15 protein-coding genes are annotated in these 15,826 nt (G+C 37.5%); 3 read left to right on the top strand and 12 right to left on the bottom strand.

The window, feature by feature from the left end:
- The first annotated feature begins 228 nt into the window (after window positions 1–228).
- A complete protein-coding gene (locus tag ACUN24_RS24045) occupies window positions 229–1,155 on the top strand; it encodes a helix-turn-helix domain-containing protein (RefSeq protein ID WP_445564819.1) in 927 nt (308 codons plus the stop codon).
- Here the strand turns inward: ACUN24_RS24045 and ACUN24_RS24040 are convergent.
- From ACUN24_RS24040 to cmk, 10 genes are all read right to left on the bottom strand, one after another.
- On the bottom strand, window positions 1,152–2,816 hold the full coding sequence (locus ACUN24_RS24040) for a beta-N-acetylhexosaminidase (RefSeq protein ID WP_445564818.1): 1,665 nt from the start codon (window positions 2,814–2,816) through the stop codon (window positions 1,152–1,154). The two genes, ACUN24_RS24045 and ACUN24_RS24040, sit on opposite strands and share 4 nt — an antisense overlap.
- Window positions 2,817–3,319: 503 nt before the next feature.
- A complete protein-coding gene (rpsA, locus tag ACUN24_RS24035) occupies window positions 3,320–5,254 on the bottom strand; it encodes a 30S ribosomal protein S1 (protein ID WP_121287220.1) in 1,935 nt (644 codons plus the stop codon).
- Between the two features lie 1,316 nt (window positions 5,255–6,570).
- A complete protein-coding gene (locus ACUN24_RS24030; protein WP_445564816.1) occupies window positions 6,571–7,551 on the bottom strand; it encodes an SH3 domain-containing protein in 981 nt (326 codons plus the stop codon).
- Window positions 7,552–7,688: 137 nt separating this feature from the next.
- A complete protein-coding gene (gene lepB / locus ACUN24_RS24025; RefSeq protein WP_445565157.1) occupies window positions 7,689–7,823 on the bottom strand; it encodes a signal peptidase I in 135 nt (44 codons plus the stop codon).
- A complete protein-coding gene (locus ACUN24_RS24020; protein ID WP_445565161.1) occupies window positions 7,762–8,058 on the bottom strand; it encodes a hypothetical protein in 297 nt (98 codons plus the stop codon). The genes lepB and ACUN24_RS24020 overlap by 62 nt, the downstream gene beginning before the upstream one ends.
- A gap of 263 nt (window positions 8,059–8,321) precedes the next feature.
- Window positions 8,322–8,543, bottom strand: a complete 222-nt coding sequence (locus ACUN24_RS24015; protein WP_445564815.1) for a hypothetical protein — start codon at window positions 8,541–8,543, stop codon at window positions 8,322–8,324.
- Between the two features lie 12 nt (window positions 8,544–8,555).
- Window positions 8,556–9,653 (bottom strand): hypothetical protein, encoded by a 1,098-nt coding sequence (locus ACUN24_RS24010; RefSeq protein ID WP_445564814.1) that lies wholly within the window; start codon window positions 9,651–9,653, stop codon window positions 8,556–8,558.
- Between the two features lie 16 nt (window positions 9,654–9,669).
- Window positions 9,670–11,169 carry a TPM domain-containing protein gene (locus ACUN24_RS24005; protein WP_445564813.1) on the bottom strand — a complete coding sequence of 500 codons (1,500 nt, stop codon included), beginning with the start codon at window positions 11,167–11,169 and terminating at the stop codon, window positions 9,670–9,672.
- Between the two features lie 55 nt (window positions 11,170–11,224).
- Window positions 11,225–12,055 carry a 3-keto-disaccharide hydrolase gene (locus tag ACUN24_RS24000; protein ID WP_445564812.1) on the bottom strand — a complete coding sequence of 277 codons (831 nt, stop codon included), beginning with the start codon at window positions 12,053–12,055 and terminating at the stop codon, window positions 11,225–11,227.
- Window positions 12,056–12,460: 405 nt separating this feature from the next.
- Window positions 12,461–13,141 carry a (d)CMP kinase gene (gene cmk, locus ACUN24_RS23995; protein WP_445564810.1) on the bottom strand — a complete coding sequence of 227 codons (681 nt, stop codon included), beginning with the start codon at window positions 13,139–13,141 and terminating at the stop codon, window positions 12,461–12,463.
- Between the two features lie 122 nt (window positions 13,142–13,263).
- On the opposite strand from cmk, the gene ACUN24_RS23990 reads away from it, so the two are divergent.
- Together ACUN24_RS23990 and arfB are read left to right on the top strand one after the other, a co-directional pair.
- Window positions 13,264–13,788, top strand: a complete 525-nt coding sequence (locus ACUN24_RS23990) for a ferritin (RefSeq protein ID WP_445564809.1) — start codon at window positions 13,264–13,266, stop codon at window positions 13,786–13,788.
- Window positions 13,789–13,822: 34 nt separating this feature from the next.
- Window positions 13,823–14,233, top strand: a complete 411-nt coding sequence (gene arfB / locus ACUN24_RS23985) for an alternative ribosome rescue aminoacyl-tRNA hydrolase ArfB (protein WP_445564808.1) — start codon at window positions 13,823–13,825, stop codon at window positions 14,231–14,233.
- 3 nt (window positions 14,234–14,236) lie between these two features.
- On the opposite strand, the gene ACUN24_RS23980 is transcribed toward arfB, so the two are convergent.
- Complete coding sequence (locus ACUN24_RS23980) at window positions 14,237–14,752, bottom strand: L,D-transpeptidase family protein (protein ID WP_445564807.1); 516 nt, start codon at window positions 14,750–14,752, stop codon at window positions 14,237–14,239.
- Between the two features lie 97 nt (window positions 14,753–14,849).
- Window positions 14,850–15,800 (bottom strand): lipid A deacylase LpxR family protein, encoded by a 951-nt coding sequence (locus tag ACUN24_RS23975; RefSeq protein WP_445564806.1) that lies wholly within the window; start codon window positions 15,798–15,800, stop codon window positions 14,850–14,852.
- Window positions 15,801–15,826: the final 26 nt, after the last annotated feature.

Genomic DNA, 15,826 nt, shown 5'->3' with positions numbered 1-15,826 from the left:
AATACAAACCTAATGGCAAAGCCTATGGAGCAGATAGTACAATCGAATCAATTGATAGCATTATTATTTCAGGCTATGTAACCAAATTGAAACCATAATGAGCTTAACAGTCAGCAAATGGAGATTAGGTCATGTCATGCAGGTAACGGGCATTTATCCATACGATATAACTAGCTTAAATAATTATATTTGAGTTTATTAATATGTCTGACCAAATCTTTTCGGTTTATGCAACATACATTAGATCAGGTAAATCTCAGTGCATCGGAAACCTTGCAAACTTTGGTAGAGAACAGAACCTCTTATACCTTAGAGCGTTGCGAATTAAATGTTTTCGAAACCTATACAGAATCGTATAAAGTTCCGCTTACTTTTAATGATTTTGTGATTACGAGCATGCTGAGGGGCAAAAAGATAATGCATTTATTTGATAAGAAAGGTTTTGATTATTTTCCTGGCCAAACCGTTATTGTTCCGCCTGCCGTTACCATGGAAATTGATTTTCCTGAAGCTTCGAATCTTAATCCCACCCAATGTATCGCCTTAGCTATAGATCAGGAGCAGATCCAAAAAACAATTTCTTATTTGAACGAGTTTTTCCCGAAAGAGGGCAGCAATGAGAAATGGCTGCTAAATTATGATGAATACCATTTTTACAATAATGAAGAGATTGCCTATCTTATCAATAAAGTAATCAGGATTTGCTCAGAGCGGACAAAAGAAAAAGACGTATTGGCCGATTTAACTTTAAAAGAACTGCTGGTGCGCATTATGCAGACTCAAAATCTTAAAACCATCAGCGATGAAGGTTATAACCTCAATCAAAATCCTTTGGCCTTTGTGTTGAACTACATTAAATCGAACCTGAACGAGAAGATCAGCATCAATAGCCTGAGCGATAAGGCCTGTATGAGCAAGGCAACATTTTACAGGTTGTTTAAGCGCGAACTGGGCATCAGCCCAAACGATTTTATCCTGGCAGAAAAAATTAACAAAGCCAAAATCTTACTAACCCAGCCTGGGGCAAAAGTGGCTTCGATAAGCTATGAACTTGGTTTTAACGATGCCAATTATTTTATCAGGGCTTTTAAAAAGATTGTGGGTATTACTCCAGGTACTTATCAGATGCAGGTGGCAAAACAGATCATTCACTAATTTTCTAAATATTTTTTCGAATAGGTAATGCCCATTAAATCGTATCGCTTAAACTGTGTTTTCAAGCGTTTTTGAAAATCAGGGTAATTGCGTTTTTCTTTAGGGCTCCACAAAATTTCGCTCAGGGCATCTAACCTTGGGGAAAGCTGATACTGCACTTTTGCCGGATTTGTGATGTACTCACTCCACAAACAAGCTTGTCCGCCCCAGATGTATTTTGCCTGTTCCGCAGTGAGTTCGGTCGGTACGGGCTCGTAATTGTATACATCAATCAATGGCGAAAATTTATTAGCTGTTAAACTATCTTCCTTTGCAAACTGGGCATGGTTAAAATACATTTTAATTTCGGGCGTCATAATTACCTTATGTTGCTGTCTGGCAGCTTCAATACCACCTTTTTCGCCCTGCCAACTCATTACCACTGCATTTGGTGCTAAACCGCCCTGTAAAATCTCGTTCCAGCCGATAATGGTTTTGCCTTTGCTATTTACAAATTTCTCCATCCTGCGGATAAAATAACTTTGCAGTTCACTTTCGTTTTTCAATCCGTTGACTTTCATGATCTGTTGTGAAACTGCGGATAGTTTCCACCATATTTTCGAAGCTTCATCACCACCAATATGGATGTATGGCGATGGAAATAGGTCCATCACTTCTGTTAAAACATTTTCTAAAAACTTAAATGTGGTATCAGAAGCTTGCAATACATTATTGTATTTGTTCATCATTCCCCAGGTCTGGGCAACTTCATACTTTTTATTGGGTTCGGTACCTAATTCAGGATAAGCAGCCAGTAAAGCCATACTATGCGCAGGCATTTCAATTTCAGGAATAATGGTAATGTAACGCTTGGCCGCGTAATCAATTACATCTTTAATCTCTTCCTGGGTATAATATCCACCATGTTTAACGCCATCGGTTTTAAGCACGGCATCTTTTGGTGTAATTTTTACTTCTGTTGGTAAAACCTGGTATTTAATGTTTTCATTTCCTTTTCCCGGCCATAAACCAATAATGCTTCCGTTACGCCATGCGCCGATTTGAGTCAGTTTTGGATATTTTTTAATCTCGATTCTCCATCCATGATCATCGGTTAAATGCCAATGAAAATAATTCATTTTATGCAGCGCTAAGAAGTCGATGTACTGTTTTACAAAGGCTACATTAAAAAAATGGCGGCTTACATCGAGGTGCATGCCTCGGTAATCGAAACGGGGATAATCTATAATTGAAACCGATTTTATACTTAACTTTTCTGCTTTTGAGGTAGGTAAAAGTTGTATTAATGATTGTATACCATAAAATACCCCCGGTTTTGATGTGCCGATAATAGAAACTCCATCATCTAAAGTGTTTAGAAAATAAGCATCATCAAATTCACTGACACGTGTATTTAAAATTAGGCTAATGAAATTTTTGGTTGGGGTAACATTTGTTATGTTTAGCTTCAGATTATAATACTGTTGAACATAATTAATTAGAAAATTAGCTGAACTCAATAATGATGAATCAACTACAACAATTTGAGTTTTTGAATCTATTGTAAATGATTTTCTATTTTCTTCTATTTTAATATAAGCTGGCTGCGGAATAATATTCACTTCCTGAGCAATAAGTTTGAAGGAAATAATCGTCAGAAACAAAAGGATAATTTTTCTCATGCTGAAAAGACTTGGTTACGCTTTTCAAAAGTAATAATTATAGGCGGTTTAAAGGAAAAGGTTTGGCAGGGCGAATTACTTATGTTACATAAACCCGATAGTAGTGAAATCCTTTTTGTTTGTAGCATCCTTAAATATGTTGTCATGCTGAGGCACGAAGCATCTCTTTCATCGGTTTAAGATGCTTCGTGCCTCAGCATGACAGAAGCTGCAAAAAGATTGAACGAAAAGCGGGACCGGAGTTACCGATAAGCACTTGCTTTCGTTTTCTAATTATGATTTACCATATAAGACATTTAAGAAAATATAAGCTCATGTTGCAAATTTCTTCAATGTTCTTACATTTCTTATATGGTGAATGAAAATGAGATTGCTTTGTCGGCTGAAAAAGCCTTCTCGCAATGACGATTCATCAAAGAAATCCGTATTTCCGTGGCAAAAATAGGTCAAAAAAAATCCCGATAACTTTCGCTATCGGGATTAATATATTCAGTTAAAAAGAATTAGCCTTTTTTAGCTTTGCTTTCTTCGCCTTCTAATTGCGATTTCAATTGAGCCAATACGTCTAAATCTCCTAAAGTAGATTTCTCTACAGAATCTTTAACTTTTTTAACCGCAGTTACAGCAGCTTTAGCTTCTTTTTTCTTAGCATTTCTTTCTTCTGCTACAGCTTCAGCTTTAACCTCTTCCCAGATACGGGCGTGAGATACTACGATACGTTTTGCTTCTTTGTTGAATTCAATGATTTTGAAGTCATTGGTTTCTTCAGCTTTAACTGAAGTACCATCTTCTTTAACCATGTGTTTAGTTGGTACGAAACCTTCTACACCATAAGGTAAAGCAATAACAGCACCTTTATCAGTTACTTTAACAACAGTACCCTGGTGAACCGAATCTAAAGTGAAGATCGTTTCGAAAGTATCCCAAGGGTTTTCTTCTAGTTGTTTGTGACCTAAGCTTAATTTGCGGTTATCAACATCTAATTCTAAAACAACTACGTCTAATACATCACCAACTTTAGTGAATTCGTTAGGGTGGTTTACTTTTTTAGACCATGATAAGTCAGAGATGTGGATTAATCCATCAATACCTTCTTCGATTTCAACAAAAACACCGAAGTTAGTCATGTTTTTAACAGTTGCCTGGTGCTTGCTTCCAACTGGGAATTTAGCAGCAACTTCTTGCCATGGATCGTTAGATAATTGTTTAATACCTAAGCTCATTTTGCGCTCGTCTCTGTCTAAAGTTAAAACTTCAGCTTCGATCTCATCACCAACTTTTAAGAATTCTTGTGGATTTCTTAAGTTTTGTGACCAGCTCATTTCAGAAACGTGGATTAAACCTTCAACACCTGGGATGATTTCCAAGAAAGCACCGTAATCTGCAACAGTTACGATTTTTCCTTTTACTTTAGAACCAACCTGGATGTCAGTACTTAAGTTTTCCCAAGGGTGTGGAGTTAATTGTTTCAAGCCTAAAGCGATACGTTTTTTCTCATCATCGAAATCTAAAACAACCACGTTGATTTTTTCATCTAATGATAACACTTCTTTTGGATGCTCTATGCGGCCCCAAGAAATATCTGTAATGTGAAGTAAACCATCAACACCACCTAAATCGATGAACACACCGAAATCAGTAATGTTTTTAACAGTACCTTCCAATACCTGACCTTTTTCTAATTTAGAAACGATCTCTACTTTTTGGCTTTCTAAATCGTCTTCGATTAACACTTTATGAGAAACAACTACGTTTTTAAACTCATGGTTAATTTTAACAACTTTAAATTCCATTGTTTTACCCACGTATACATCGTAATCGCGGATAGGTTTAATATCAATTTGAGATCCTGGTAAGAAAGCCTCAACGCCCATGATATCAACAATTAAACCACCTTTAGTACGGCTCTTAACGAAACCGTTGATGATTCTATCATTTTCAAGAGCCTCGTTAATTGCTTCCCATGATCTTTGGGTTTTTGCTCTTTTGCGAGATAGGATCAATTGACCGTTAGCATCTTCTGGTGCTTCAACGAATACGTCAACTGAATCGCCGATTTTTAGATCTGGTGTATCACGGAATTCTGAAGTAGAAACTAAACCGTCTGATTTGAAACCTACGTTTAATACTACATCTTTGTTGTTAATTGAAACAACGATACCGCTGATGATTTCACCTTTAGTGATCTGATTGAATGTTCCGGCATACATATCCTCAAACTTTTTACGGTCTGCATCATTGTAATTACCGAAAACTTTTTCATCTGCATCCCAATCGAAATCTTCGGTTGGTGTTGCTAATGATGATTTGATCGATTCGATCGAAACTGAATCAGCTTCTGATTCAATAGTTTCTTTTTCAGTCAGGCGTCCGCCTTCTCCCTGAAGTTCAGCTGTTTTAGCTGCTAATTCTTTTTCTGCTACTTGTTTTTTAGCCATTAATTAATTATCTCCTTTTTCCCCTATTTAGGGACTGCAAAGGTAAAAATATTTTAATTAATAGAAAAGATTTTTTTAATAAATCTTGCTGATTTTTAGCGTTTTATAATTCCCCTCCCATGGAGCGGTGCCTGAAAGGCGGGGTGGTTATTTGAATTTGCCAGATACTCTTTTAGAATATGAAAACATTATATAGTGATTTTAAGGTTAATTATTTGAAAATGAGCGCTCCGTATTTCATCGGGAACAGCAGCCCCGCTATCGCTTATAATCCTCGCTGCGCTCCGGGCTATTCCGCTTTATCGGGTTTATAAACAAAGGACTGTGCACAAATACCTACCAAACGTTCCTACGGAACGAAAGACAAATAACATTGGTTATTTGCTACCTGGCAATCGTCCCGATGGGACGGCATGTAAAGTTTGCCGACCCTTCTTCCACTTGCAAATCGCCCAATTAGGCGTCGTGTAGTTATTTGTTAAGACTAAGTGCCCTGATGGGACGGCATGTAAAGTTTGCCGGCTCGTCTTCCATTTGCAAATCGCCAATTAGGTGGTGTGTGGCTATTTGTTAAGACTAAGCGTCCCGATGGGAAGGCATGTGAAGTTTGCCTGCTCGTCTTCCATTTGCAAATTGCCAATTAGGCGGTGTGTGGCTATTTGTTAAGACTAAGCATCCCGATGGGACGGCATGTAAAGTTTGCCTGCTCGTCTTCCATTTGCAAATCGCCAATTAGGCGGTGTGTGATTATTTGTTAAGACTAAGTGTCCCGATGGGACGGCATGTGAAGTTTGCCGGCTCGTCTTCCATTTGCAAATCGCTCAATTAGGCGGCGTGTGGCTATTTGTTAAGACTAAGCGTCCCGATGGGAAGGCATGTGAAGTTTGCCGGCTCGTCTTCCATTTGCAAATTGCCAATTAGGCGGTGTGTGGCTATTTGTTAAGACTAAGCATCCCGATGGGACGGCGTGTAAAGTTTGCGGGCTCGTCTTCCACTTGCAAATCACCCAATTAGTCGTCGTGTGGTTATTTGTTAAGGCTAAGCGTACCGATAGCGACGGCTTGTAAAGTTTGCCGGCTCGTCTTCTATTTGCAAATCGCCCAATTAGGCGTCGTGTGGTTATTTGTTAAGACTAAACGTCCTGATGGGACAGTATGATGTAAAGTTGCCAGCTCGTCTTCCATTTGCAAATCGCCAATTAGGCGTCGTGTGGTTATTTGTTAAGACTAGTCGTCCCATAGGGACGATTCATTGGTAGAAAAAAAAAGTATTTTTTTTTTCGTTCCGTAGGAACGTTTGATATAATTTTGGAAATTCTATTTTTTCGTAAAAGTCCCTCGGGTAAAACCTTCGCCAATTAATGTTTTATCATCTCTGATCAACAGCATAATCGTGTTCTGCTGATCATAAAGTTTGATCATGTCCCCTTCAATAACATATTTGGAAGTGAAAATAGAATCAGTATAGGCATCGGTAACGGTTACCGAATCTTTCGATTTAAAATTGAAGGTTTTGTATTGTATGTCTTCATTGCTGGCAAAGGTACCTGTTACCGCTTTTGCCTGTATAAAAGTAATGTAGCAGAAGTATCCGATTACTAGAATTACAATTACCGAAAAACCAATCAAAAATTTGTTTCCACTGGCATATTTAATCGAAAAGTATAATATAGTGATGAGTATTAAGGCTACAACTACAAAAAAGATAATGTTTGTGTAATCTGTTTTTACCAGAGGTACTGATGCGGCTACGCTGGTTTTTTCTACTGCAGCTTTTACAGGAGAAACCCTGACTAAAAATTCTTTACTCACCCATCCTTCACCGTTGGTAACTTTAATTTTATAGAAGCTCGTATTCGATGAGTCGATAACAGCGACATTTTCATTTTTAGGCAGGTATCCAACAATTTTGCTTTTAGGGTCGGCTTGCTGCCTAACCCGTAAATCGTCGGCAGTTACGCGATACATGTCGGTGCTTGTTGCCGTTTGCGTGGCAGCACCTGTTTGTGCAGTAGTTGCCTGTGGAGTAGTCGGTTTAGCTGCCGGTGTAATTTTTTCTACAAAATCCTTGCTTACCCAACCTTCTCGGTTTTTAAACTTTACTTTGTAAAACTTGTCATTACTTGCATCTAAAACCGTAATGTTTCCATTTTGGGCAATATTTCCAATCACCTTGCTTTTCGGATTGCTGCTTTCTCTTACGCGCAACTTATCGGCCTTGACCCTATAAGTTTCCTGTGCACTTAAACGGTTAGCAAAAATGGAAAGAGCGATGAGGTGGAAGAAAATTCTAGTCATAAGTATAAGATTCTGCGAAACAGTTTAATCGGTAATTGCAAACACGCTATAAGCAAACACCGTGCTAAGAGTTTCAAAATTAGAAAATACTTTTAATAGCTAAGGATAGGATTTAAAAAAGAGTTCTAAATCCGATGTTATAAAACTACACCAAGTAAATCGCTTTTTTTAATAAAACCAATATATCTGGAGTCCCTTGCATTGTTCCTGTTATCCCCAAGCACGAAAAAACTGTCTTTTGGAACCCAGCACTGGGCCGAAATTATCTGCATTCGATCTGTTCTGCCATTGTTTCTCGATATTTTCATCACGGTATGCCAACATTGCCAGCTGTCTGTTCTGATAAATGCCTGCTTTTTTAGCTTCAGCATCAACAAGTTCAAGATGAACCTCATCGGCCATCGTATATATATTTTCTCCGGCCTTTATTTTGCCCAAACTGATTAGTTTGTCGTATACTTTATTGCTAAAATTATAATTGTGCTTGGTATCGTAATTTCGCAGCATTATTTTGCCGTTTAAATAAGCGTCGCCCTTTTTTATTCGATCTAATCTCCTTCGACAGCACAAAGCCTATAAACCTGAATTCGATTAATACTTTAATCTAAATAATTGTTTTTTAGCGCCTTGGGATAACGAGATCGTCATGCTGAATTTATTTCAGCATCTTTTTAGCGTGAAAGACCCTGAAATAAATTCAGGGTGACGACCGCTTTAGCAGAAAACTTGATTAAAACGCCACAAAATGAGATTTAATAATCGAACTCAGGTTATAAATACAGGGCACTCCATCTACTTTCACGACAATTAAGACTGCTTTTTTTCGCTTCTTTTAAATTTGAAGCCATTACGATCTGATTAACGGCAATATTGGGCGCATTGGCCGATGAAACATTTCTATAGGTATTGAAAATGCCAAAAATCCTGATGCCGATCCAAAAGCATACTAATAGTAAAAAGAAACCTGCACAGATGAAAATTACCTTTTTCATGTTTGGAAAGCGTTAAGTTTGAATCGATAAGATATAACTATTTTTTTTAATTACATAAATGCCGTTTCCACCCCGGTCGCCAATATTTGTTCCATACGAGAGGATAATAAAAGCAACATCCGATTTATTTTCAAATGCTTTTGGGACCTGGTATAAATCCAGGTTAATTTTTGGTTCGGATGAAAATCCAACAGCTTTAAGCGCAATTTCTTTAAATCCGATTAGCTGGCTTTTATGTTTTAAGGTCAGATAAACGTCGCCACCCCAGGTTTGTGGCAAACCAGTGTATGGCGCCCGGCCCTGTAAGTTCTCTTTTTTGAAATATTTTAGAATAACAGGATTTTTCGGGTCTGTCCAATTATAAGGCTGGTTTTCTACATTATTCTGGTTTTTATAACTCAGCAATGGATATTTTCCTGTAATGCTGCTTTTTAAAGCAATAAATCTGTTCCCTTTAATAGGGTAACCCTTAAAATCCAGCTCATTTTCTGAGCCCATATCCTGATAGATCCGATCATCGTTTTTAAAAGTATTCATGGCGAGCCAGCCTTTGGATGTTTTAAAATAAAAAGTTAAAGAATGCCAATCTGCTGATGTTTTATAGGTTACTGCAAGCGCATTTTTGTAATTGGTCTCAAAAATTTCTTCCCAGGCCTTTTCGTCCATTTTAAAATCCTGGTTCAGGAAATCAATAAAAGGCTGTCTGTTTTTATTACCTGATGTGCTCCAATCAATAAAATAATCTTCGCCAAAAACCACACCTTCGTTATGAAAGGTATGAATGGCACTGCTATCATTAACGAGCGAATCGATTGAATTTCCCTTTGCATCGAGTTTGTGGTATACCTCAAAATCCTGGTTTACATGTGCGGTGGTAATAATGAAATTCCCCGTTTCGGTATCGTAATCTATATTTGCCGGATCATAGAAAAGATAATCCACTTCAAAATTTTCTGATTGGGCTCCCTGATTTAAATAGGGATAATGTTTCAGCTGATCAGGAAATGATAAATTAGATAAGGCTATATTAATGAACGTAAACTTAGCCAGATAGATAATGATCAGAATGATGAAAATGGCCAGTGCGATCAAAATATTTTTCTTTCTCATTTAATTTGAGTTAACACTACCAGCTTCCACCTGTACCACCGCCACTACTGCTTCCTCCGCCCCAGCTACTGCTCGATGAAGAGGAAGAACTGCTGCTACTGCCCGACGAAGAAGAAGATGAGTTCGATTCGACCAGCATGGCCAGTGTAATCCACTTTATAAATTCTGTTTTTTTGCAAAAACTGCACTCATTTATCAGTTTTGCCTGGCCTTCATGGCTGTAGGTTGCCGCTTTTGTGGTTATGCGTTTATTTAGTTTGTAAGTTCTAAAGTAACAATCCGGGCATTCAGTATAGCTATTGTAGTTTTCTGCAGGCCATGCCTTAATGATATGTTCTTTATGGTCGGCACTTTCCCAGATATCGTAATCATAAGCTTTTACTATTTCCTCTTTACGTTGGCCCTTTGTTAAAAAAGGTTCACCTTCAATATTGATATCCCTATCTAAACGCAGCATTTCCTGGCCCTTACTATCCAGCACTGCTTTAAATCGGTTAATGTTCTTAACGCTTTTAAATAAATAGATGATGATGTTGATTAAAATAAGAGGAGAAAAAATGATTAGCCAAAAATTCTTTTTATGAAAGCTACTTACCGAATTAAAAAAGTTTTTATCGTCATTGTGTATTTTCCGCAATGCTGAAATGTGGAAAAGGTACCTGCCGAAAAGTACAAGAGCTAAAATAACATACAGAATAATCGGAACATCTTTTGGCCTTATTTTTTTAACTAATTCCAGTCCACCAAAAAAGAAGAATATAAAGCCAGTTACAAAAGTGATCATCATAGCCACCGCACAACCTTTTCCAATCTTTTCATATTGGTTTCCATCTGACTTGGATTTATCTTTTGTAGCATTTTTAGCCTGCCGGTTTAAAATTTTGAATGCAGCCCAAAAGAGCAGGATGATTATCCCGGTAGGTAGTAAGAAATCTTCTAAATCATTACCACTTTCTTGCTGAGTAAACAATTGGTTGAGTTCCGATTTATGTTCAGGGTTTAAAATAATCTCACCAATGGCATTAATGGTATTCGTTATCCCAGTGCTGAAATCATTTTGCCTGAAAGCTGGTAGGAGATTCTGCTCGGCAATATGTTTAAGCTTTACATCAGGTAAAACACCTTCTGCACCTGTACCCGTAATAAACCTGTACTTACGGCGCTCTTTCGAAATAAATAACAACAAACCATTGTTACTGGTTTTTGAACCTATTCCCCATGTATTGAAAAGCTCATAAGCAAAGTCGAAATCCTCTTTATCATGGTCGAAATCGTTAACTACCACCACTGCCACTTGCACATTGGTTTTACTCTCGAAATCGGATATGGTACTATTGAGCTCCGAAACCGCATTGGTACCCAATATTTTATCAGGGTCACTTACATAACCACCCCCATTTTTTTTAGGGTCGGGTATGTCTTTTACTTTGTAAGCAGTTTGCCCAAAAGCGATATTGGCAACTAAAAGAAAGAATAGCAGGGAAAGGGATTTGAAAAAACGGGTGTTGAGCATCATATAAATTTAGGTGTATATTTTACATCACCATTCAACAACTAACTAGCGATATGGTTTACTCTTTTAATATTTTAGCCAGTACTTTATCTAGTTTTGCCTTATTTTTCATGTAGGCTGCTAAATCATAAAGTTTTACCGTTTTAAATTCTATCGGATGGCTTTCGCTTTGTAATGATATATAGCCTGATGTTAATGCTTTACCATCTATTTTAACTTTCGGGTCGAAGTTAGAGACGTTACCTCCACCAATTTGAGGTTTGGTGTATTCTAAAACTACTTCGCCTGCTATAATGTGTTTGATAACAGAATCACCTAAGACTAAAAATTCTGCGGTTACCCATTGGTCGCCTGCATAGGTTTTCGATTTGGAATCTAAACAATGTGGCGTAAACAATTTACCGTTATAATTTATCAATGTTCCAGGTGTACACACATTGCTGGTATGGCGTTCATGTTCTCCATCTCCACCTAAAATCTGTCCTTCGATAGAAATCGGAAAATCCTGGTCTTTTAACATCGTTGCCGGATCCTGGCAATGTAACATGGCACCACTGTTCCGGGTTGCCCAGCCTTCGCCACCTTTAGCCTGTTCGCCTACAAAACGATAGGTTACTTTTAAAAGATAGGCAGAAAAAGGTTTTTTATAGAAGATATGACCATATTGTTGATCAAATTCATTGTATCCGTCATAACTTACTTTCATTACACCGTTTTCTACACGGAATGTGTTGGCATAATTTTCTTTATAGCTGTGTTTTGCAATTTTAATGTTCCAGTCTTTTAAATCTTTCCCGTTAAAGAGGTTGATCCAGCCTTTTTGGGCATTTACGTTTAAAATAAAAAGGGATAGAAATAATACAGTAAGGTAAATTGATTTCAATTTCATAGCAACATTTGGGTTATGTGCTAAAAATATGAATTTTTTTCTGAAGTTAAAGTTTGATAGCTCATGGTTGATAGCCTGGAGCCTATCAGTTTGGAGTTGAGCGTTTGGGGTTTGGAGTCAATTATGCGATTGTAACAATTCCTCTCGGTGTGTCATCCTGAGCGGAATCGAAGGGCTGGAAGTTAGATCGTTCATGGTTAATAGCTTGGTGGCTCATAGCTGGGTGTCAGTTAACCGATTTAAACAATTAACCTTAGAGACACGTCATTTCGACTGGAGCACAGCGGAATGGAGAAATCTATTTAATATAAATCCCTAGTCTTAAGACGATTAATTAAGCCATGCATTTATGTCCATCAACGACTAAACCATGAACAAATGACCAGTGAACAAATGAACTACTGCCTAATGACCCAAAAACGGATTAACTTTCTCCAGCGCAAAATCCAATTGTTCTTCCTGTGTAAGATCGGTATTATCTAAAATAATGGCATCATCAGCCCTAACCAACGGACTTTCCTTACGGGTGGTATCCGCATAATCACGGTGTGCAAGATTTTCGAAAACTTCTTCCAAAGTGGTTTCGTTATTGCCTTTGCTTTCCAGTTCCTTAAACCTGCGTTCGGCCCTGATTTTTGGATCAGCTGTCATAAAGAATTTTACAGGTGCATCAGGAAAAACGGTAGTGCCAATATCCCGGCCATCCATTACGATATTTTTCGATTTGCCCATGCGCTGCTGCTGTTTCACCATTTCATGGCGGACAATTTTATGCGCTGAAACCTCACTTACATTTTCAGAAACAGGCATTAAACGGATTTCATCAGAAACTTCCTCACCATTAAGGGTAATGTGCGATTCGTAATCGCGGGAGTGGAAATTCAGTTCGATGTGCTGTAAAGCATCAACAACTTTAGCATCATCAGCAATATCAATATTATTCCTTAAAAAATATAGGGTTACGGCACGGTACATCGCCCCGCTATCTACATAAATGAAACCTAATTTTTTAGCCAGTGCTTTCGCTAATGTACTTTTTCCGCAAGATGAATAGCCATCTATCGCTATTACCAGGTTTTTCTTCATCGTAGCGCAAAGGTAAAAAATAGAAACAGAATGCTGAATTTTTTTAAGATAGATTATAAACAAGGTATTGCTAAAACATTGATTTGCTGGATGTGTTTAATTAGAAAAATAAATAGAAATTTATGTTACTATCTGAAAAAATGTTGGCGGCGCTGAATAACCAGGTTAAATTGGAAGCCGAATCATCACAAGTTTATCTGGGCATTGCCTCGTGGCTGGAAACACAGCCGGGTTTAGAAGGATATACCGAGTTTTTTTATCGCCAGAGCGATGAAGAACGCCACCACATGCTTAAACTGATTCATTATATTAATGACCGCGACGGACATGCGATAGTAACAGCTTTAGATATGCCCAAAAATTCTTTTGGCCAGGTAATAGAGGTATTTCAGGATTTCCTGGATAATGAACTGTTGGTATCAAAAAGCATTAACGATCTGGTAGAACTTTCGTTAAACGAAAAAGATTACCTGACATTTAAATTTTTGCAATGGTATTTAGATGAACAACTGGAAGAAGAAAAAATGGCAAAAACTATGTTAGAGAAACTTCAGTTAGTTGGAAGTGATAGGGGAGGAATTTACCAGCTGGATAAGGATATTGTAGGTTTACGTAGCAAGGTAAGCGAAACCAAAGAAGGAGAATAAGATTTTATTTGTCTCAATTTCTTACTTTTGCAGCATGTTGCCTACAAGAGAAGAAATTTTACGGTCTGTTACTTTCAAAACTTCCAGAAGTGGGGGCAAAGGTGGACAGAATGTAAATAAAGTTTCGAGTAAGGTAGAATTAATTTTCGACCTGGAAACAGCTTCTTATTTGGATGAAGATGAAAAGTTACGCTTAAAAGAAAAACTTGAAAATCGCTTAGATTCTGAAGGACTGTTACATGTTGTTTCGCAAGAGGATAGGAGCCAGTTACTGAATAAAGAGAAAACAGTTGCCAAGTTGATTGAATTGTTAAAGCGATCTTTACACGTTCAGAAGAAACGGAAAGCAACTAAAATCCCTAAAGCAGTTATTCAAAAAAGATTAAATAATAAGGCCGTAAATGCAGATAAAAAGGAGAGTCGCAAAAGACCATCAATTGATTAAAGTTTACGGCCTGATTTCTATTTTAGTTCCAATATTTACAGCATAAAACAATTCGTCTACTTCGTTATTGGTTAGTGCCATACAGCCATTTGTCCAATCGAAAAATCGTTGAAACTTGCCAATAAAGCCTAATTTATTTCGAATTCCATGTATTTTAATATCGCCGCCAGGTAATTTATTCAGGGTTTTAGCTTTGGCAATATCTTCTTTATTTGGATAAGATACTCCAAGGTTTTTATGGTAGCCGCTATTTGGGTTTTTAGCGTTGATGATATAAAACCCTTCTGGTGTTCTTTCATCACCTTCAAATTCCTTATGGCCAACCGGGCTATCGCCTAAAGAAATTTTGTATGTTTTTATCAACTTGTGTTTCGCGTAAGCCAATAGCTGCCGATCAGATTTTTTTACAATAATGTAATCAATTTCGGTATTTAGTGGAAGTTTTTGTTCGGGATATAAATTGTAAATAGCCGCACCGATTATGAAAAACGAAATGATAAAAAGGATTATTTTTTTCATATGTCGCAAATTCTCAATTAACCTTTTAAATGGGTTATAGTTGGCAATTTTCAGTGAGCAATGAAATATCCAACAATAAAACAATATTAACAATTATCTAACTCTTTCCAAACCTGTAATATAAACTCAAACCACCATAATTCTGTGCCTTGGCTACACTTTTAACCTCTTTCGTTTTAAAAATCACATTAAAATCAGCTGTAAATCGCTTCGAACTATAATTTACACCAAACTGTTGTTCAAAAACGATTGGCTTTACCCCAAATGTTACCGGACTATTGTCATTAAAAAGGCTTCCCTGTATGGTGGCATCATAGGCAACAAAGTTTAGCTGCGGTTTAACGTAAAAGAAAAACTCTGAATTATTTAGGCTTTTTGTTTTTGAATTTCCAATTACCGCATTATGGTAAGCACTATTGAACAATTGATTGATTTTACCTGCCCTAAATAAAACAGAGGCGCCTAGCCCTGAAAAAGTGGTACCTAAATTGGCATAACCCTGAGCACTGATATCCACAATGGGATCTTCAGGTCTAAAAAGTAACTTGCTGTAATTTGCGGCAAAGTTTACGGCCAGTTCATTTTTAATCTGGTAATCCCAGCCTGCAGGAGTATAAAAACCTACAGTTTTATGGAGGAAACGTTGTGCGGTTTGAGCAAGTGAGTTGGGGCCAACAGTTCCCAATTCTACACTTGTTTTTAAAACACTTTCATTTTTATAGAAAACCGAATAAGAACCACCAGCATAAAGGTAACCTGCAAAAGGCCTGTCCTGATCTGCTTTATTCGGTACCTGACCCCAATAGGGCGTATACATTTTTTGCCCGGCAGAAATTTCGTAGGTTTTCTTTTCGATCTTATCGGATAGCTTGTCGGTATTAATGGCCCGGCGGAAGTAGATAAATAATCCGTTGGTATAATATCGATCGTTTAACGTAGCCAGATAAGCATCGTTTTCAGTTTTAAAACCGAATTCATTTTTAAAAGATTGGGCGAAACAGGTTGAAACAACCGAACAAAAAACTATGGTAAATAAAAATGATCTCATAAAAAAGCCCAGGCAATTTACCTGGG

This window comes from Pedobacter sp. WC2501 (assembly GCF_052682415.1).
The sequence above is the reverse complement of the archived record's forward strand: the minus strand, read 5'-3'. Positions and strand labels throughout refer to the sequence as shown.